General features: G+C 61.3%; 18 protein-coding genes. 16 read left to right on the top strand and 2 right to left on the bottom strand.

The genetic code is table 11. The features are described from left to right. The first annotated feature begins 14 nt into the window (after positions 1-14). The 8 genes from QOM08_RS20180 to QOM08_RS20145 all read left to right on the top strand — a co-directional run bounded on the left by QOM08_RS20180 (position 15) and on the right by QOM08_RS20145 (position 7,062). Positions 15-200, top strand: a complete 186-nt coding sequence (locus QOM08_RS20180) for a Trm112 family protein (protein WP_003179363.1) — start codon at positions 15-17, stop codon at positions 198-200. Further along, positions 197-961 carry a 3-deoxy-manno-octulosonate cytidylyltransferase gene (kdsB, locus tag QOM08_RS20175; RefSeq protein WP_076383826.1) on the top strand — a complete coding sequence of 255 codons (765 nt, stop codon included), beginning with the start codon at positions 197-199 and terminating at the stop codon, positions 959-961. The genes QOM08_RS20180 and kdsB overlap by 4 nt, the downstream gene beginning before the upstream one ends. Next, positions 961-1,425, top strand: a complete 465-nt coding sequence (locus tag QOM08_RS20170) for a low molecular weight protein-tyrosine-phosphatase (RefSeq protein ID WP_092400061.1) — start codon at positions 961-963, stop codon at positions 1,423-1,425. Before kdsB ends, QOM08_RS20170 begins: the two co-directional genes overlap by 1 nt. Further along, positions 1,422-2,441, top strand: a complete 1,020-nt coding sequence (gene murB, locus QOM08_RS20165) for a UDP-N-acetylmuramate dehydrogenase (RefSeq protein WP_047228186.1) — start codon at positions 1,422-1,424, stop codon at positions 2,439-2,441. The genes QOM08_RS20170 and murB overlap by 4 nt, the downstream gene beginning before the upstream one ends. Before the next feature lie 256 nt (positions 2,442-2,697). Continuing rightward, positions 2,698-3,168: a (2Fe-2S)-binding protein gene (locus tag QOM08_RS20160; RefSeq protein WP_047228187.1), complete on the top strand. Its 471-nt coding sequence runs from the start codon at positions 2,698-2,700 to the stop codon at positions 3,166-3,168. Beyond that, positions 3,165-5,480: a xanthine dehydrogenase family protein molybdopterin-binding subunit gene (locus tag QOM08_RS20155; RefSeq protein WP_139049460.1), complete on the top strand. Its 2,316-nt coding sequence runs from the start codon at positions 3,165-3,167 to the stop codon at positions 5,478-5,480. The genes QOM08_RS20160 and QOM08_RS20155 overlap by 4 nt, the downstream gene beginning before the upstream one ends. Then, positions 5,480-6,451, top strand: coding sequence for an XdhC family protein (locus QOM08_RS20150; RefSeq protein WP_047228189.1), 972 nt, complete (start codon positions 5,480-5,482; stop codon positions 6,449-6,451). Before QOM08_RS20155 ends, QOM08_RS20150 begins: the two co-directional genes overlap by 1 nt. Positions 6,452-6,471: 20 nt before the next feature. Next, positions 6,472-7,062 carry an NTP transferase domain-containing protein gene (locus QOM08_RS20145; protein ID WP_047228190.1) on the top strand — a complete coding sequence of 197 codons (591 nt, stop codon included), beginning with the start codon at positions 6,472-6,474 and terminating at the stop codon, positions 7,060-7,062. A gap of 308 nt (positions 7,063-7,370) precedes the next feature. Here the strand turns inward: QOM08_RS20145 and rne are convergent, their stop codons facing one another. Further along, positions 7,371-10,565 carry a ribonuclease E gene (gene rne, locus QOM08_RS20140; RefSeq protein WP_316912048.1) on the bottom strand — a complete coding sequence of 1,065 codons (3,195 nt, stop codon included), beginning with the start codon at positions 10,563-10,565 and terminating at the stop codon, positions 7,371-7,373. Positions 10,566-11,264: 699 nt separating this feature from the next. Between rne and rluC the strand changes: the two genes are divergently transcribed. From rluC to QOM08_RS20125, 3 genes are read left to right on the top strand one after another with little or no spacing between them, the layout of a single operon-like run. Continuing rightward, on the top strand, positions 11,265-12,221 hold the full coding sequence (gene rluC / locus QOM08_RS20135) for a 23S rRNA pseudouridine(955/2504/2580) synthase RluC (RefSeq protein WP_047228192.1): 957 nt from the start codon (positions 11,265-11,267) through the stop codon (positions 12,219-12,221). Then, on the top strand, positions 12,211-12,873 hold the full coding sequence (locus tag QOM08_RS20130) for an HAD-IA family hydrolase (protein ID WP_316912047.1): 663 nt from the start codon (positions 12,211-12,213) through the stop codon (positions 12,871-12,873). The genes rluC and QOM08_RS20130 overlap by 11 nt, the downstream gene beginning before the upstream one ends. Positions 12,874-12,894: 21 nt before the next feature. After that, entirely contained in the window at positions 12,895-13,884 is a 990-nt protein-coding gene (locus QOM08_RS20125; protein WP_316912046.1) for a S49 family peptidase, read from the top strand. Between the two features lie 157 nt (positions 13,885-14,041). On the opposite strand, the gene QOM08_RS20120 is transcribed toward QOM08_RS20125, so the two are convergent. Then, positions 14,042-14,620, bottom strand: a complete 579-nt coding sequence (locus QOM08_RS20120; protein WP_316912045.1) for a nucleoside triphosphate pyrophosphatase — start codon at positions 14,618-14,620, stop codon at positions 14,042-14,044. 105 nt (positions 14,621-14,725) lie between these two features. On the opposite strand from QOM08_RS20120, the gene QOM08_RS20115 reads away from it, so the two are divergent. From QOM08_RS20115 to fabG, 5 genes are all read left to right on the top strand, one after another. After that, the gene (locus QOM08_RS20115) at positions 14,726-15,253 is read left to right on the top strand and encodes a YceD family protein (protein WP_003204262.1); all 528 of its coding nucleotides are present in this window, start codon (positions 14,726-14,728) and stop codon (positions 15,251-15,253) included. A 13-nt stretch (positions 15,254-15,266) separates the two neighbouring features. Next, a complete protein-coding gene (gene rpmF / locus QOM08_RS20110; RefSeq protein WP_003179396.1) occupies positions 15,267-15,449 on the top strand; it encodes a 50S ribosomal protein L32 in 183 nt (60 codons plus the stop codon). A 3-nt stretch (positions 15,450-15,452) separates the two neighbouring features. Continuing rightward, positions 15,453-16,463 (top strand): phosphate acyltransferase PlsX, encoded by a 1,011-nt coding sequence (gene plsX / locus QOM08_RS20105; protein ID WP_316912044.1) that lies wholly within the window; start codon positions 15,453-15,455, stop codon positions 16,461-16,463. 123 nt (positions 16,464-16,586) lie between these two features. Next, complete coding sequence (fabD, locus tag QOM08_RS20100) at positions 16,587-17,525, top strand: ACP S-malonyltransferase (RefSeq protein ID WP_107322018.1); 939 nt, start codon at positions 16,587-16,589, stop codon at positions 17,523-17,525. Positions 17,526-17,540: 15 nt separating this feature from the next. Continuing rightward, complete coding sequence (gene fabG, locus QOM08_RS20095; RefSeq protein WP_047228198.1) at positions 17,541-18,284, top strand: 3-oxoacyl-ACP reductase FabG; 744 nt, start codon at positions 17,541-17,543, stop codon at positions 18,282-18,284. Positions 18,285-18,332 lie beyond the last annotated feature (48 nt).

Raw genomic sequence — 18,332 nt, 5'->3', positions numbered from 1 at the left:
TCAGGGAAATGTTCATGGACACCAAACTGCTCGACATTCTGGCCTGCCCGGTCTGCAAAGGCCCCCTCAAGCTCAGCGCCGACAAAACCGAGCTGATCAGCAAAGGCGCCGGCCTGGCCTATCCGATTCGCGATGGCATTCCGGTGATGCTCGAAAGCGAGGCCCGTACCCTGACCACCGACGAGCGCCTGGATAAATGACCGCAGCCTTTACCGTTGTCATTCCGTCGCGCTTTGCCTCAACGCGCCTGCCCGGCAAACCGTTGCTGTTGATCGCCGGCAAGCCGATGATCCAGCACGTATGGGAGCAGGCCTGCAAAAGCAGCGCCCAGCGCGTGGTAGTGGCGACCGACGATGCGCGCATCGTGGAGGCCTGCAAGGGCTTTGGCGCCGAAGTGGTACTGACTCGCGAGGATCACAACTCCGGAACCGATCGTCTGGCGGAAGTCGCCGCCAAGCTGGGCCTGGAACCCGACGCCATCGTGGTCAATGTGCAGGGCGATGAACCGTTGATCCCGTCCAGTGTGATCGATCAGGTTGCTAACAATCTGGCAGCCCATCCCGAAGCGCGCATGGCCACCCTGGCCGAGCCGATCGAGGATGTGCAAACCCTGTTCAACCCCAATGTGGTCAAGGTCGTCAGCGATCTCAATGGCCTGGCGTTGACCTTCAGCCGCGCCACCTTGCCCTGGGCCCGTGATGCATTCGCGCAAAGTCGGGACGTCATGCCTGACGGCGTGCCGTACCGCCGCCACATCGGCATCTACGCTTACCGCGCCGGTTTCCTCCAGGATTTCGTCGCCTGGGGCCCGTGCTGGCTGGAAAACACCGAATCCCTGGAGCAACTGCGTGCCCTGTGGCACGGCGTGCGAATCCATGTCGCCGATGCGCTGATTGCTCCGCCGACCGGCGTCGACACCGTGGAAGACCTCGAGCGCGTTCGTCGCCTGCTGGAGGCCTGATGCGGGTTCTGTTTGTCTGCCTCGGCAACATCTGCCGATCACCCACCGCCGAAGGCATCCTGCGGCACAAGCTGCGCGAGGCCGGGCTGGCCGAGCAGGTGGAAGTCGCCTCCGCCGGCACCGGTGACTGGCACGTCGGCAAGGCCCCGGACAAGCGCAGCCAGGCTGCGGCCCTACGACGCGGCTATGACCTGTCGGCCCAGCGTGCCCGCCAGGTCAGCCGGGCCGATTTCGCCACTTATGACCTGATCCTGGCGATGGACGGCAGCAACCTGCGCAATCTGAAAGCCCTGCAACCGAGCAATGGCAGGGCCGAACTGGATCTGTTCCTGCGCCGCTACGAGGCTGAACTCGATGACGTGCCGGACCCGTACTACGACGGCGAACAGGGTTTCGAGCAAGTGCTGGACCTGATCGAGCGTGCCACGGACCGCCTGGTGATCGAATTGAAGGGGCGGCTATGACCTTGCAGGTGCGGGCCGGCGTCAGCCTCAAGCCGTTCAACAGCTTTGGCGTGGACGTCACCGCCCGGTTATTCGCCGAAGCCCACAGCGACGCCGATGTCCGCCAGGCGCTGGCCTATGCCAGCGCCAATGACGTGCCGTTGCTGGTGATCGGTGGCGGCAGCAACCTGCTGCTGACCGGTGATATCGACGCGCTGGTGTTGCGCATGGCCAGCCAAGGGATTCGTCTGCTCAGCGATGATGGCGAGCGGGTGCTGATCGAAGCCGAAGCAGGCGAACCGTGGCACCCCTTCGTCCAGTACACGCTGGCGCAAGGCTGGTCGGGGCTGGAGAACCTCAGCCTGATCCCCGGTACGGTGGGGGCCGCACCGATGCAAAACATCGGTGCCTACGGTGTGGAGATCAAGGATGTGTTCGCCGGCCTTACCGCCCTGGATCGGCAAACCGGCGAGCTGCACGATTTCACCCTCGAAGAATGCCGTTTCGCCTACCGCGACAGCCTGTTCAAGCAGCAAGCGGGTCGTTGGCTGATCCTGCGGGTGCGCTTTGCCCTCAGTCGCGCCGCGCATCTGCACCTGGAGTACGGCCCGGTCCGCCAGCGGTTGACCGAACTGGGCATCGAACAGGCGACTCCCTCGGATGTCAGCCGGGCCATCTGCAGCATCCGCAGTGAAAAGCTCCCTGACCCGGCCGTGCTGGGCAATGCCGGCAGTTTCTTCAAGAACCCGCTGGTGCCGGCTTCGCACGTCGCGCAACTCAAGCTTCAATACCCGGATCTGGTGGCTTATCCACAACCCCAAGGGCAGATGAAAATTGCCGCCGGTTGGTTGATCGAGCGGGCCGGCTGGAAGGGCTTTCGCGAAGGCGACGCCGGGGTGCATAAGTTGCAGGCGTTGGTGCTGGTCAACTACGGCTGCGCCACCGGTCCACAATTGCTGGATCTGGCCCTGCGTATCCAGAAAGACATTGCCGAGCGTTTTCAGGTCAATCTGGAAATGGAGCCCAATCGGTACTGAACCTGGCTTTCACCGAGCGCCCTGCACAACCTCGCACAAGGATCATTTGTGCAGGATTGTGCAGGGCGTTTTGCTTAATCCTGGGTTAATTTAGTGAGCTAACGATGCGACCATCGCATCATTGAAGGCCCGGTGCAGACGTCTGCGTGTTTGCACAAGAGAGCCCGATTAGCCTGAGTCAGTCTGCGCCAACCGAACCGTTGTCCAAACGGCAGATTGCTCGACCCCATAATTCGATCACCGTGCGGGCGTGCTCATGATTACCTTGAAACTCAATGGAAAAGATCACCAACTGGATGTGACCGAGGACATGCCGCTGCTGTGGGCTATCCGGGATGTGGCCGGTTACAACGGCACCAAGTTCGGCTGCGGCATGGGCCTGTGTGGCGCCTGTACCATTCACATCGACGGCGCCCCGGCGCGCAGTTGCATCACCCCGATTGGTTCGGTGAAAGGCCAGAACGTCACCACCATCGATGCCCTTCATGTCGACCCGGTCGGGCAAATTGTCCAGAAGGCCTGGCTCGATACCGCCGTGGCCCAGTGCGGCTACTGTCAGGGTGGGCAGATCATGTCCGCGACCGCCTTGCTCAAGACCAATCCCAACCCGAGCGATGAGCAGATCGAAGAGGCCATGGTCGGCAACATCTGCCGTTGCGGCACTTATAACCGGATCAAGACTGCGATCCGCCAGGCTTCCACCCACCTGAAGGAGGCCAAGGCATGAGCCGCTTGCCCAATGATTTTGTGCTGAGCAACCTCAGCCGCCGTGGTTTCCTCAAAGGCGCGAGCGCCACGGGTGTGTTGGTGCTGGCCGCCAGTTGGGGCCTGCCGGACGCTTTTGCCGAGGACAAGAAGTTCGGCGGTGAGGGCATGCCCAATGGTGTGATCGACGACCCGCAGGTGTACGTGAGCATCGCCACCGATGGCAGCGTGACGGTGATCTGCAACCGTTCGGAAATGGGCCAGGGGGTGCGCACCAGCCTGACCATGGTGGTGGCCGATGAACTGGACGCTGACTGGGCGCAGGTCAAGGTGCGGCAGGCACCGGCGGATGAGGTGCGCTTCGGCAACCAGGACACCGATGGCTCGCGCAGTATGCGCCACTGGTACGAACCAATGCGTCGTTGCGGGGCCGCTGCCCGGACCATGCTGGAGCTGGCCGCCGCTGCCCAGTGGAATGTCCCGGCGAGTGAGTGTCGTGCTCAATTGCACAAAGTCGTGCACCAGCCTTCCGGTCGGGAACTGGGGTATGGCGCGTTGGCCGCCGCGGCCAGTGCCTTGCCAGTTCCCGCCCGTGACAGCCTGCGCCTCAAGCAACCTTCGGAGTTTCGCTACATCGGTAAGGAGTCGAGCCGGGCCATCGATGGCGAAGACGTCGTCAACGGTCGTGCCGTGTTCGGCGCCGATGTACATTTCGATGGCATGCTCTATGCCGTCGTGGCTCGCCCGCCAGTCTATGGTGGCAAGGTCAAGCGCGTGGACAGCAGCGCGGCGCTGAAAGTACCGGGCGTGGTCAAGGTGCTGCAGATCGAAGGACGTCCGTTGCCCTCCGAGTTCCAGCCTCTGGGCGGCGTGGCGGTAGTGGCGAAAAACACCTGGGCGGCTATCAAGGGCCGCGAGGCGCTGAAAATCGAGTGGGATGACGGTCCGAATGCCGGCTATGACTCCGTCGCCTATCGCAAGGAACTGGAAGCTGCGGCCCTCAAGCCCGGGAAAGTCTTGCGCAACACTGGTGATCTGGACGACGCGCTGGCCAAGGCTGACGCAACCCTGGAGGCGTCCTATTACCTGCCGCACCTGTCGCAGTCGCCGATGGAGCCGATGGTCGCCGTCGCCCGGTTCAAGGATGGCCAGTGCGAAGCCTGGGCACCGAGCCAGGCGCCGCAGGTCACCCGTGAACGCGTCGCCGAACGATTGGGGATCCCTTTCGACAAGGTTACCGTGCACATCACGCTGCTGGGCGGTGGTTTCGGGCGCAAGTCCAAGCCCGATTTCGTCCTCGAGGCGGCCGTGTTGGCCAAGGAGTTTCCAGGCCAGGCGGTGCGGGTGCAATGGACCCGCGAAGATGACATCCATCATTCGTATTTCCACACCGTATCGGCCGAATACCTCAAGGCTGGCCTGAACCAGGACGGGATGCCGTCCGGCTGGCTGCATCGCACCGTAGCCCCGAGCATTACCGCACTGTTTGCACCGGGCATGACCCACGAAGCGCCGTTCGAAGTGGGCATGGGCGTGACCAACATGGCCTACGCAATTCCCAACATGCGCCTGGAGAACCCCGAAGCGGTGGCCCATACGAGGGTTGGCTGGTACCGCTCGGTGTCGAATATTCCCCACGGTTTTGCGATTCAGAGTTTCATCGACGAATTGGCCCACAAGGCCGGCCAGGATCCACTGGCGTATCACGTCAAATTGCTTGGCCCGGACCGTAAGATCGATCCGCGCACCTTGAATGAAGAATGGAACTACGGCGAATCCCCCGAGCGTTATCCCATCGATACGGCGCGGATCCGCACCGTGCTGGAAACCGCCGCCAAGGCCGCCGGTTGGGGCCGCAAACTGCCCAAGGGCCGTGGCCTGGGGCTGGCGGTGCACTACAGCTTCGTCACCTATGTGGCGGCAGCGCTGGAGGTGGAGGTCAAGGACGATGGTACGTTGATCGTGCACAAGGCCGATATTGCCGTGGACTGCGGCCCGCAGATCAACCCCGAGCGTATCCGTTCCCAGTTCGAAGGCGCCTGCGTCATGGGCCTGGGCAATGCGGTGGTGGGGGAGATCAGCTTCAAGGACGGCAAGGTCCAGCAAGACAACTTCCACATGTACGAAGTGGCGCGCATGTCCTTGGCTCCCAAGGAGGTCGCGGTGCACTTGGTCACGCCGCCGGGCGAGGTGCCGTTGGGCGGTGTGGGTGAACCGGGTGTGCCGCCGATTGCGCCGGCGCTGTGCAACGCGATTTTCGCCGCCACCGGCAAGCGCATCCGCGAGCTGCCCGTGCGTTATCAGTTGCAGGGCTGGCAGCAGGCCAAAACCTGATGGACAGCGTTGATCTGAACGTCCTGCGCAGCGTGCTTGAGTGGCGCCGCGCCGGGCAGCGGGTGGTGTTGTTCACCGTGGTCCAGACTTGGGGCACGGCGCCGAGGCCGCCGGGGGCGATGCTGGCCCTGCGTGAAGACGGCGTGGTGATTGGCTCGGTATCGGGCGGTTGTGTCGAGGATGACCTGATCGCCCGGCTGCACGACGGGCGTATTCCGGCGGACGGTCCGCCAGTGCAGCTCATCACCTATGGCGTGACTCGTGAGGAGGCGGCGCGCTTCGGCCTGCCGTGCGGCGGCACCTTGCGCCTGACCGAAGAACGGGTCGGCGATCCGCAATGGGTCGCGCAACTGCTGGAGCGCTGCGATGGCCATGAGATTGTCGCCCGTGAGCTGACCGTCGCCACAGGCGAAGTGCTGCTGACGCCGGCCAGCAAAACCGACGCGCTGGTATTCGACGGTCAAGTCCTGCGGGCCATCTACGGCCCGCGCTGGCGGCTGCTGTTGATCGGCGCGGGGCAACTGTCGCGTTATGTGGCAGAAATGGCCCGGTTGCTGGATTTCGAGGTGTTGATCTGCGATCCGCGCAAGGAATTTGTCTACGGTTGGGAAGAGCAGCATGGCCGCTTCGTTTCCGGCATGCCCGACGAAGCGGTGTTGAGCATCCAGACCGACGAGCGCACCGCCATTGTCGCCCTGACCCATGATCCACGATTGGACGATATGGCGCTGCTCACGGCCCTGGACTCCAAGGCGTTTTATGTCGGGGCCCTGGGCTCTCGGGTGAACAGCCAGAAGCGCCGGGATAACCTGGCTCAGCTAGGCTTGTCTGCACAGGCTATCGAACGGCTGCATGGGCCGATCGGTTTGCACATCGGCAGCCATACGCCGGCGGAAATTGCCTTGTCTTTGCTGGCTGAAATCGTGGCGATCAAGAATGGCGTCGAGTTGCGTCAGAAAAAGCCGCTGTAATCGGCGGGCGAGGAGACGGGATGACTGAATCGATTGGCGTGATCATTCTCGCGGCAGGATCGGGCAGCCGTTTCCGTCAGGTTGCAGGCCAGGACAAAGATAAGCTGCTGGCCGATTGCACGGGGCGTGACGGCGCCGTCCGATCGGTCATCGAGCAGGTGCTGGTGAACTTGCCGCCTTCTCTGGAAAAACGCGTGCTGGTGACCCGTGAGGACCGTCCACAGGCTATTCGCATGGCCCAGGCTTACGGGTGCGATTTTGTACAACTGGACTCGCCTGGCCTGGGTGACAGTATCGCTGCGGGTGTCCAGGCTTGCCCGGACCTGGATGGCTGGTTGATCGTGCTCGGTGATATGCCGTTCATCCTGCCGTCAAGCATCGAGCAGGTAGTGGCGCAGATCAGCGAAGATGGCATCAGTGTGCCGGTCCTGGCGGGTGAGTATGGGCATCCCGTGGGGTTTGGTCGTGCGTTTGGCCCGCAATTGATGGCATTGACCGCTGATCGCGGCGCCAAGGGGTTGTTTACCGGGGCGCGGGTGGTCGAGGTGGCAGTGGACGATCCTGGGGTGGTTTGGGATGTGGACGTGCCTGAAGCGCTGATCTTCAAGTAACAGCCGACGCGGATTCCTGTGGGACAGGCAACATTGATACAAGCCGGGCCGGCGCTATCGCGAGCAGGCTCGCTCCCACATTGAATTTCGATGGTCGCGAAATTTATGCCTGCCGCCAATCTCCTGTGGGAGCGAGCCTGCTCGCGATAGCGCTGCGTCAGCTTGCATCAAGGGTGGACGCCGGGCCATGTTCGCCAGCAAGCCCGCTCCACACCATCCAGCTTCCAACACTCATGTAACTAAGTCTGAAGACATAAAAAAGCCCCGCCTGGCGTCAACCAGGCGGGGCTTTTTACTGGGCGGTGGAATCAGGCGTGAGGTTTAGGCTCGTGCTCTTTTTCCAGGGCTTCAGTGTGGCGAGGTGCGACTTCTTCAGCGGAGTGCTGAGGTTCGTCGATCACTGGCGCCGATTCAGCGGGAGCGGTTTCGCTGGTGGTTTCAGCGACCGGGGCAGGGGCTGCCTCGATTGCTTGCTCCACGGGTGCTGGCTCAGCGGCAGGCGCTTGAGCAGCGGCAGCGGCAGCTTGTTCGGCTTCCTTCTGCAGACGCTCGGCTTCACGCTTGCGACGACGTACTTCACGCGGATCGTTCGGCGCACGACCGTTGGGGGTCAGGGCGCTGGCAGGGGCAGGCGCCTCCACCTCTACCGGGGCTGGAGCTTCGGCAACCACAGGCGCTTGAACCGCTGGAGCTGGCTCGACCACGACCGGCTCGGCTGCTTTCACGGCTTCTGCTGCCGGCTCGGCTTCGACGACGGCTGGCTCGGCGTGCCAGTTGAACGCGGTCTGTTCTTCGCGAACCGGCTCCGGCGCTTTTTCCTCGATCACAGCTTCGATCACAGGTTCAGCGGCAACCACAGGTTGCTCGATGACAGGTGCAGGCTCGGAAACTGCTTCTGCCTGAGGCTCGGCTTCACGAACCGGGGCGAGTTCCACTTCTGGCGAAGCGGTGGTTTCTACCGGGGTAGTGGTTTCGACCACAGGCGCTTCAACCGGTGCGTTTTCCACCACGGCGGTAGCGCGCTCGGCCTGTTCGTGAGCCTCGGCTTCAGCGGGGGCGCTGATCGAGCTGCTGGCAACCGCGGCGGTGACGGCCAGGCCGGCGGCCAGGTCGGCAGCGCTTGGCGCTTCGGCGTTCTCGGCGGATTCGGAGGCTTCCGAACCTTCGATCACATTGCCGTTGGCGTCACGTTGACGCTCACGACGGTTGCTGCGGCGACGCTGCCCACGGGAGCGGCGGCGTGGACGATCGCCTTCGGCGTTGTCCTGACCGTCTTCCTGCAGTTGCTCTTCGCTGTTCAGTACTTCCTCTTCGGTGGCAGCGGCAGCCTGCTCGGCGCGTGGTTGACGCTCTTCACGTGGCGGACGCGGTGCGCGCTCTTCGCGAGGCTGACGGGCCGGACGCTCTTCAGCGGTGGCGGCAGCAGCGGCGGGAGCGGCATCCAGCGGTTCGCGCAGCTCGCGAACACGTTCTTCACGCTCGCCACGTGGCTTGCGATCTTCACGAGGCGCGCGGGGTTGGCGCTCTTCACGCGGCGGACGCGGCGCGCGTTCTTCGCGGGCTACGGCTGGCGCTTCCTCGCGGGCTTCGCGAGGCTGGCGTTCTTCACGTGGCTCACGTGGTGCGCGCTCTTCACGCGGTGCACGCTCTTCACGGGGTTTGCGCTCCTCGTCACGACGACCGTTGCGGTTGCGGGTCTGCTGACGACCATTGCGACGTTCTTCGTTGCGGGCTGGACGCTCGGTAGCCGCTGGCTTGGCGACAACGGTCGGCGCAGCCGGCTCTTCCTTGGTGGCGAACAGGCTGACCAGGGATTTCACAAGGCCTTTGAACAGGCTTGGTTCAGGTGCAGCGGCAGGTGCCGGTGCCGGCGCGGCTGCTTCGGTCGGAACCGGTGCATTGGCGCGGGCTGGAGCCGTCTTGACCGCAGCTTCCTGGCGAACCAGGGTGCGAGTGGCAGCAGCCGGCTGCACTTCTTCCACTTCGGCAGCGGCAGCAGCGATTTCGTAGCTGGACTGATTGGTGTGGGCTTCCGGGCTGTCATCACGCAGGCGCTGCACTTCGAAGTGCGGCGTCTCGAGGTGATCGTTCGGCAGGATGACGATACGGGCGCGGGTGCGCAGTTCGATCTTGGTGATCGAGTTGCGTTTTTCGTTGAGCAGGAACGCAGCCACCGGGATCGGCACCTGGGCGCGAACTTCGGCGGTGCGGTCTTTCAGGGCTTCTTCTTCGATCAGGCGCAGGATCGCCAAGGACAGCGACTCGACGTCACGGATGATGCCGGTGCCGTTGCAACGCGGGCAGACGATGCCGCTGCTCTCGCCCAAAGAAGGACGCAGGCGCTGACGGGACATTTCCAGCAGGCCGAAGCGCGAGATGCGACCGACCTGTACGCGGGCGCGGTCGGCTTCCAGGCACTCACGGACCTTCTCTTCCACGGCGCGCTGGTTCTTGGCCGGGGTCATGTCGATGAAGTCGATGACGATCAGGCCGCCGATGTCGCGCAGGCGCAACTGACGGGCGATTTCTTCGGCGGCTTCAAGGTTGGTCTGCAGGGCGGTTTCTTCGATGTCGCTGCCTTTGGTGGCGCGCGCCGAGTTGATGTCGATGGACACCAGGGCTTCGGTCGGATCGATGACGATGGAGCCGCCGGACGGCAGTTCGACGACGCGCTGGAACGCGGTCTCGATCTGGCTTTCGATCTGGAAACGGTTGAACAGCGGAACGCTGTCTTCGTAGAGTTTGATCTTGCTGGCGTACTGCGGCATGACCTGGCGGATGAAGGTCAGGGCTTCGTCCTGGGCTTCAACGCTGTCGATCAACACTTCGCCGATGTCCTGGCGCAGGTAATCGCGGATCGCGCGGATGATGACATTGCTTTCCTGATAGATCAGGAACGGCGCGGAGCGATCCAGCGAGGCTTCCTTGATGGCGGTCCACAGTTGCAGCAGGTAGTCGAGGTCCCACTGCATTTCTTCGCTGCTGCGGCCAAGGCCGGCGGTGCGAACGATCAGGCCCATGTCGGCTGGGGCAACCAGGCCGTTGAGGGCTTCGCGCAGTTCATTGCGCTCTTCGCCTTCGATGCGGCGGGAGATACCACCGGCGCGAGGGTTGTTCGGCATCAGGACCAGGTAACGGCCCGCCAGGCTGATGAAGGTGGTCAGGGCTGCGCCCTTGTTGCCACGCTCTTCTTTTTCGACCTGGACGATGACTTCCTGGCCTTCGCTCAGGACGTCCTTGATGTTGACGCGGCCTTCAGGGGCCTTCTTGAAGTATTCGCGGGAGATTTCTTTGAGGGGCAGGAAGCCGTGGCGCTCGGAGCCGAAATCGACAAAGGCAGCCTCAAGGCTTGGTTCGATGCGAGTAATCCGGCCTTTATAGATGTTGGCCTTCTTCTGCTCGCGTGCACCGGATTCGATATCCAGGTCGTAGAGGCGCTGGCCGTCTACCAGTGCAACACGCAACTCTTCGGGTTGAGTTGCGTTAATCAGCATTCTTTTCATGTAGTACCGTCGGTTTCCGGGCTGCCGGAAACGGCGTTCGGCACACACGACTTCTCACGGTCGGTGTCAGGTGCGTCATGGAAGTGGCCGGGCCATTCCAGTGTCCAGCGAGTTCGACCCAATGATGGCGAAGTCGCGACGGACGCGTCCTGCTTGCTGGCTGTTCAAGCACTCAGTCAGGAGGAGGAATCAACCGGCGCCTGTGGACGAGATGAAGCGTCTAAATATAAGCCTAGTGCTACACAGTCCGACGGTTGTACATCTCCACCCTACACGTATCCCTGATAATCGGGTGCTGCCGCGCGCAGAATCCGCAGCGGGTTGGCATTTACCGTGAGCTCCGAAAGGGGAGGTCACGCATCATGGCTAATTTAGGCGTTGTTTCCGAAGCTCTCGCTCGGGGTCGTCTACCGGTGACTGCACTTTGTGAACTGGCCGTGAATGTGGCGCGCAAGGCGAGTCAAAACTCTGCTTTGCCGCGTATTTCAGGCCTCATGTCACCTGCGCTCGTTACACCTGCAAACTCTGCCGTTATCTAGCAAAAGCCCCGTAGGACGGCCTCTCGTCCTCGTGAATTGCGTTGGTCAGGGCCGGTTTTTGACCGTTAGTCCGCTGTCCGGCCGCTTTTGGCGGCGTTCGCGACTATAGCAGCAATGATTAAGTGCTTCAATTCCATAAAAAATTGTTATCATCGCCGCCATGACGACTACTGCCCCTTCGACCCCTGGCGTTCAACTGCTCGAGGTCTCGCCGGAATATGCCGGCCAACGAATCGATAACTTCCTTCTAGCCCGACTCAAAGGCGTGCCCAAGACCTTGATCTATCGCATTTTGCGCAAGGGTGAAGTGCGGGTGAACAAAGGACGGATCAAGCCCGAATACAAGCTTCAGGCGGGCGATATCGTGCGCGTGCCGCCGGTTCGCGTGCCCGAGCGCGATGAGCCCGTGCCCCTGGCCCAAGGCCTGTTGCAGCGCCTGGAAGCCTCGATCGTCTTCGAAGACAAGGCGCTGATCGTGCTCAACAAGCCTGCGGGCATTGCGGTTCACGGCGGCAGCGGCCTGAATTTCGGCGTGATCGAGGCCTTTCGTCAGTTGCGTCCCGACGCCAAGGAGCTGGAGTTGGTCCATCGCCTGGATCGCGACACCTCCGGCCTGCTGATGATCGCCAAGAAACGCAGCATGTTGCGGCATTTGCATGAGCAATTGCGCGGCGATGGCGTCGACAAGCGCTACATGGCGCTGGTGCGGGGACGCTGGGATACCTCCATCAAGCAAGTTCGGGCGCCGTTGCTCAAGAGCAACCTGCGTTCCGGCGAGCGCATGGTGGAAGTCAACGAAGAAGGCAAGGAGGCCCTGACAGTGTTCAAGGTCCTGCGCCGCTTCGGTGATTTCGCCACCATGGTCGAGGCCAAGCCGGTGACTGGCCGTACCCACCAGATTCGCGTCCATACGCTACATGCCGGGCATTGCATCGCTGGGGACAGCAAGTACGGCGATGACGACTTCACCCGGGAAATCCGTGATCTGGGTGGCAAACGCCTGTTTCTCCATGCCTACATGTTGACCGTGCCGTTGCCCGATGGTGGTGAGCTGAAATTGCAGGCTCCGGTGGATGAAATGTGGGCCAAGACCGTGGAGCGGTTGAGTGCATCCTGAATACAAGCTGCTGATCTTCGATTGGGATGGCACTCTGGCGAACTCCATCGGTCGGATCGTGGAGGCAATGCATGCCGCCTCTGATCGTGCGGGTTTTGCCAGGTGTGATGATTTTGCAGTGAAGGGCATCATCGGCCTCGGCTTGCCGGAAGCGATCCGCAGTCTGTACCCGGAGATCAGTGACCCTGAGCTGCTGGTTTTTCGCCAGTATTACGCTGATCACTACATTGCGCTGGAGGCTGAGCCTTCGCCGTTGTTTGACGGTGTGGTAGACACTCTTGAAACCTTGAGGGGCGAGGGGTATCGCTTGGCTGTCGCCACCGGCAAGGCGCGTCGCGGGCTGGATCGAGTGCTGAAGTCCCATGGCTGGGACGATTATTTCGATATCACCCGGGCTGCGGACGAAACGGCGAGTAAGCCGCATCCGCTGATGCTCGAGCAAATACTGGCTCACTGCGGCATGCAGCCGGAGCAGGCGTTGATGGTGGGTGATTCCTCGTTCGACCTGCAGATGGCGTGCAACGCCGGTATGGGGTCGGTTGCGGTGAGCTACGGCGCACAGACGATCGCGGCGCTGCAAGCCTTCGAGCCACGGCTGGCGATCGACCATTTTCCTGAATTGCACGCCTGGCTGAGCCGGCGGGCCAATTAAGTTTTTGCTGGGGATACTTGCATGACCGACGAATGGAAGGCACCGGCCAGGGCGAGCGCCGAGAACGGTGACGACAAAAGCTGGAAGCTGTTGGAGAAGACCTTGCTGGCCGGTGTGCAGGAGCAGCGTCGTTCCCGCCGCTGGGGCATTTTCTTCAAGCTGCTGACGTTCGTTTATCTCTTTGTCGCGCTATTGCTGTTCACGCCCCTGTTCGACATGGAAAAAAGCGCCGTGCGGGGTTCTGCGTACACCGCATTGATCGACATCGAAGGCATGATTGCCCATAAGGAGCCTGCCAGCGCGGACAATATCGTCGGTAGCCTGCGGGCTGCTTTCGAAGATCCCAAGGTCAAGGGTGTGATCTTGCGCATCAACAGTCCGGGTGGCAGCCCGGTGCAGTCGGGTTATGTCTATGACGAGATTGTCCGGTTGCGCGCGTTGCACCCGAACACCAAGGTCTACGCGGTCATTTCCGATCTGGGGGCTTCCGGTGCGTACTATATTGCCAGCGCGGCCGATCAGATCTATGCCGACAAGGCGAGCCTGGTGGGCTCCATTGGCGTGACAGCGGCCGGCTATGGTTTTGTCGGGACGATGGAGAAACTGGGCGTGGAGCGCCGGGTGTACACCTCCGGCGAGCACAAGTCGTTCCTTGACCCGTTTCAGCCGCAAAAGCCTGAAGAAACCGCGTTTTGGCAGGGCGTGCTCGACACGACCCACAAGCAATTTATTGCCAGTGTCAAAAAAGGCCGGGGTGAGCGCCTCAAGGACAAGGAGCATCCCGAGCTGTTCTCTGGGCTGGTCTGGTCTGGGGAGCAGGCCTTGCCGCTGGGCTTGATCGATGGCCTGGGCAGCGCCAGTTCGGTGGCGCGGGACGTGATTGGCGAAAAAGAGCTGGTGGATTTCACCATCGAAGAGTCGCCGTTTGATCGCTTCTCGAAGAAGCTGGGGGCGAGCATTGCCGAGCATCTGGCGATGTGGATGGGGTTCCAAGGGCCGTCATTGCGCTAGTTCGTTGGTTTGCGCGATCCCCTGTGGCTTGGCTGTGGGGGCAAAGCTTGCTCGCGATGAGCGATAACCAGGCTGGTCTGCATCATCGGCGCCTGCATCGCCGCGGGCAAGCCTTGCTCCCACAAATAAATGCCCTCGCTACAAGTCGTATGTTGGCTTAGGGAACCTGCACGCCCTCGACCAGCAACATATCCACAAGGCGAATCAGTGGCAGGCCAACCAGGCTGGTGGCGTCTGGCCCTTCCGTGCTCTGGAACAGGCTCACGCCAAGCCCTTCGGCCTTGAAGCTGCCCGCGCAGTCATAAGGTTGCTCGGCCAGCAGGTAGCGTTCGATGCGTGCAGGGTCCAGCGTGCGCATGTGGACGGTAAACGGAACGCAATCGACCTGGCAGGCGCCGGTCTGGCTGTTAAGTACCGCCAGGCCGGTCAGAAAGCTGACCCGGGCGCCGCTGGCGGCCAGCAGTTGTTCACGGGCGTTCTCGAATGTATGGGGCTTGCCCAGGATGCGCTCGCCGAGCACGGCCACCTGGTCCGAACCGATGATCAGGTGTGCCGGATGACTGCCCGCCAGGGCCTGGGCTTTTTCCCGGGCCAGGCGTTTTACCAGGTCGAGTGCTGGCTCGTCAGGTCGACGGCTTTCGTCGATGTCCGGTGAGCTGCAGACGAACGGTAGCCCCAGACGGGCAAGCAATTGCCGGCGATACACTGAGCTTGAGGCGAGTAATAAAGGCAGCATGGGCATCTCCAAAAGGCAGGGGCGAATTCTAGCGAGGCGCGCAAGTGACGGACAGGGCTGAATTTCCTTTGACATGGCCGGGGGCATCCCTATAATGCTGCGCCTATGTTGAATGACCCGATTCCACCTCACGTTGACCCGCGCAAATTGGCTGACCGTGGCACCACCCTTCAAGGTGAACTGCTGCTGGCCGATTTGAAGAGACTCTGCGACCCGCTTTCCGACGATGTCGGTACGGTCCAGGCCAAATTCGTTTTTGAACGAGATGAACGTAAATCTGTGGTAATCCACAGCTTTATCGACACTGAAGTCAAAATGGTTTGCCAGCGTTGTCTTGAGCTGGTCACCCTGCCGATCCACAGCGAATGCAGTTATGCCGTGGTGAAGGAGGGTGCGAATACCCAGTCGTTACCGAAAGGTTATGACGTGCTGGAACTGGGCGAAGATCCATTGGATCTGCAGTCACTGATCGAGGAGGAGCTTCTGCTCGCCTTGCCCATTGTGCCTGCTCATCATCCGGAAGAATGCCAGCAGCCGGCGGGAGCAGATGAGCCCGAACCGAGCGAGGACGAGGTAACGCGGTCCAACCCGTTCAGTGTATTGGCGCAGTTAAAGCGTGACCCAAACGTTTAGGAGTTAATCAATTATGGCTGTTCAGCAGAACAAAAAATCCCGCTCTGCCCGTGACATGCGCCGTTCGCACGACGCTCTCGAGGCTAGCACCCTGTCTGTAGAAAAAACCACCGGTGAAGTTCACCTGCGTCACCACGTATCGCCAGAAGGCGTATACCGTGGTCGTAAAGTGATCGACAAGGGCGCTGACGAGTAATCCTTGTCCGCTCAAGTCATCGCGATTGACGCAATGGGCGGGGACTTCGGTCCCCGCAGCATTGTTCAGGCCAGCCTTGCTTGTCTGAATGCTACACCCTCGTTGCACCTGACCCTCGTCGGTCAACCCTCCCTTCTAGAAGAAATGCTCAACGGCCAATCGGCTGTGGATCGTTCGCGCCTGACGATCGCACCAGCGTCCGAAGTCATCACCATGGACGAAAAACCTGCCCAGGTCCTGCGTGGCAAGCCTGACGCCTCGATGCGTGTAGCCCTTGAGCTGCTGCGCGATGGCAAGGTCCAGGCGTGTGTCAGTGCAGGCAATACCGGTGCACTGATGGCGCTGTCGCGTTACGTGCTCAAGACCTTGCCGGGCATTGACCGGCCGGCGATGGTCGCGGCCATCCCCACCCAGCGTGGTTTTTGCCAGCTCCTTGATCTGGGCGCCAACGTCGATTGCAGTGCCGAGCATCTACTGCAATTTGCAGTGATGGGCTCGGTAGCGGCTGAAACCCTGGGTATCGTGCGCCCTCGTGTAGCGCTGCTGAACATCGGTACCGAAGACATCAAGGGTAACCAGCAAGTCAAGCTGGCAGCCACGTTGTTGCGGGCTGCGCGGGGTATCAATTACATCGGCTTCGTTGAGGGCGATGGGTTGTACCGGGGTGAGGCGGACGTGGTGGTGTGTGACGGTTTTGTCGGCAATATTTTGCTCAAGTCCAGCGAAGGCCTGGCGACCATGATCGGCGCGCGTATCGAGAAGCTGTTCAGGCAGAACCTGGCCTCGCGGATGGTCGGCGCCCTGGCGTTGCCGTTGATGCGTCGGTTGCAGGCGGACCTGGCGCCGGCGCGGCATAACGGTGCAAGTTTTCTCGGGCTGCAGGGCATTGTGATCAAGAGTCATGGTTCGGCGGGCGTGCAGGGGTTTCAAAGTGCGATCAATCGCGCCCTGATCGAAATCCAGGAAAACCTGCCGGAGCGTCTTCATGGGCGCCTCGAAGATTTGTTAACTTAGGCGTTTTCGTCTGACAATGCTTAAATGTGACCGGTCGGTTCAAGCCGCCATCCAACTGTCAGTTTCCTAGCGCCCCCTGGGGCGTCAATTTTTGACGACAAGATCATTAGGGGCTTTGTTTTCATGTCTGCTTCTCTCGCATTCGTCTTTCCTGGGCAGGGTTCGCAGTCCCTCGGCATGCTTTCCGAGCTGGGCGCGCAATACCCGTTGATCCTCGAAACATTCAAAGAAGCTTCCGATGCTCTGGGCTATGACCTGTGGGCACTGACCCAGCAAGGGCCGGAAGAGCAACTCAATCAAACCGACAAAACCCAACCGGCCATCCTGACCGCCTCGATCGCACTCTGGCGCCTCTGGCTGGCCGAGGGCGGTGCGCGTCCGGCGTTCGTTGCCGGACACAGCCTGGGCGAATACAGCGCTCTGGTGGCTGCTGGCAGTCTGAGCCTGGGTGACGCGGTGAAGCTCGTGGAGCGTCGTGGCCAGTTGATGCAGGAGGCCGTTCCGGCCGGGCAGGGCGGCATGGCCGCGATTCTCGGCCTGGAAGATGCCGATGTGCTGGCAGCCTGCGCCGAAGCCGCGCAAGGCGAAGTGGTCAGCGCTGTGAACTTCAACTCACCGGGCCAGGTGGTGATTGCCGGTGCCAAGGCTGCTGTGGAGCGCGCCATTGAAGGGTGCAAGAGCCGTGGTGCCAAGCGTGCCATGCCGTTGCCTGTCAGCGTGCCGTCGCACTGCGAACTGATGCGTCCGGCCGCTGAGCGTTTTGCCGAATCTATTGCTGCCATTGACTGGCAGGCGCCACAGATTCCAGTGGTACAGAACGTCAGTGCCGATGTGGCTGCGGATCTTGAGACCCTCAAGCGTGATCTGCTGGAGCAACTCTACAAACCGGTTCGCTGGGTCGAATCGGTGCAGACCTTGGCGGCCAAGGGCGCGACCGAACTGGTCGAGTGCGGTCCTGGTAAAGTGCTGGCCGGTCTGAACAAACGCTGCGCCGAAGGCGTATCGACTTCCAATCTCAATACCCCAGATGCTTTCGCTGCCGCCCGTGCAGCGCAGGCCTGAACAGGAGAAGCTTGCATGAGTCTGCAAGGTAAAGTTGCACTGGTGACCGGTGCAAGCCGTGGCATCGGCCAGGCCATTGCCCTGGAACTGGGTCGTCAAGGCGCCATCGTTGTTGGTACCGCGACTTCCGCTTCGGGCGCCGAGCGCATCGCCGCTACCCTGAAGGAAAACGACATCCAAGGCACCGGTCTTGAACTGAACGTCACCAGCGATGAATCCGTTGCGGCGGTGCTGGCAAGCATTCAGGAACAGTTCGGTGCGCCGGCAATCCTGGTCAATAATGCCGGCATCACCCGCGATAACCTGATGATGCGCATGAAAGATGACGAATGGTTCGACGTGATCGATACCAACCTGAACAGCCTGTACCGGCTGTCCAAGGGCGTTCTGCGTGGTATGACCAAGGCCCGTTGGGGTCGAATTATCAGTATCGGTTCGGTTGTGGGTGCCATGGGCAACGCAGGCCAAGTAAACTATGCTGCGGCCAAAGCCGGTCTGGAAGGTTTCAGTCGTGCGCTGGCGCGTGAAGTGGGTTCGCGTTCGATTACGGTAAACTCGGTAGCCCCGGGTTTCATCGATACCGACATGACCCGTGAACTGCCGCAAGCGCAACGTGAAGCCTTGTTGACACAAATTCCGCTGGGTCGTCTGGGGCAAGCTCAAGAAATCGCGTCCGTGGTCGCTTTTCTTGCGTCGGATGGTGCGGCATACGTGACTGGGGCTACAATCCCGGTAAACGGCGGGATGTACATGAGTTAAATGTGACGGATTGCTTCAAAAAAATGTCATACGAGCTGTCTAAAATCC

The sequence above is a fragment of the Pseudomonas sp. P105 genome, assembly GCF_032614175.1.
Classification (GTDB): domain Bacteria; phylum Pseudomonadota; class Gammaproteobacteria; order Pseudomonadales; family Pseudomonadaceae; genus Aquipseudomonas; species Aquipseudomonas rhizophila.
Note: the sequence above shows the minus strand (reverse complement) of the source record. Positions and strands in the feature narration are given on the sequence as shown.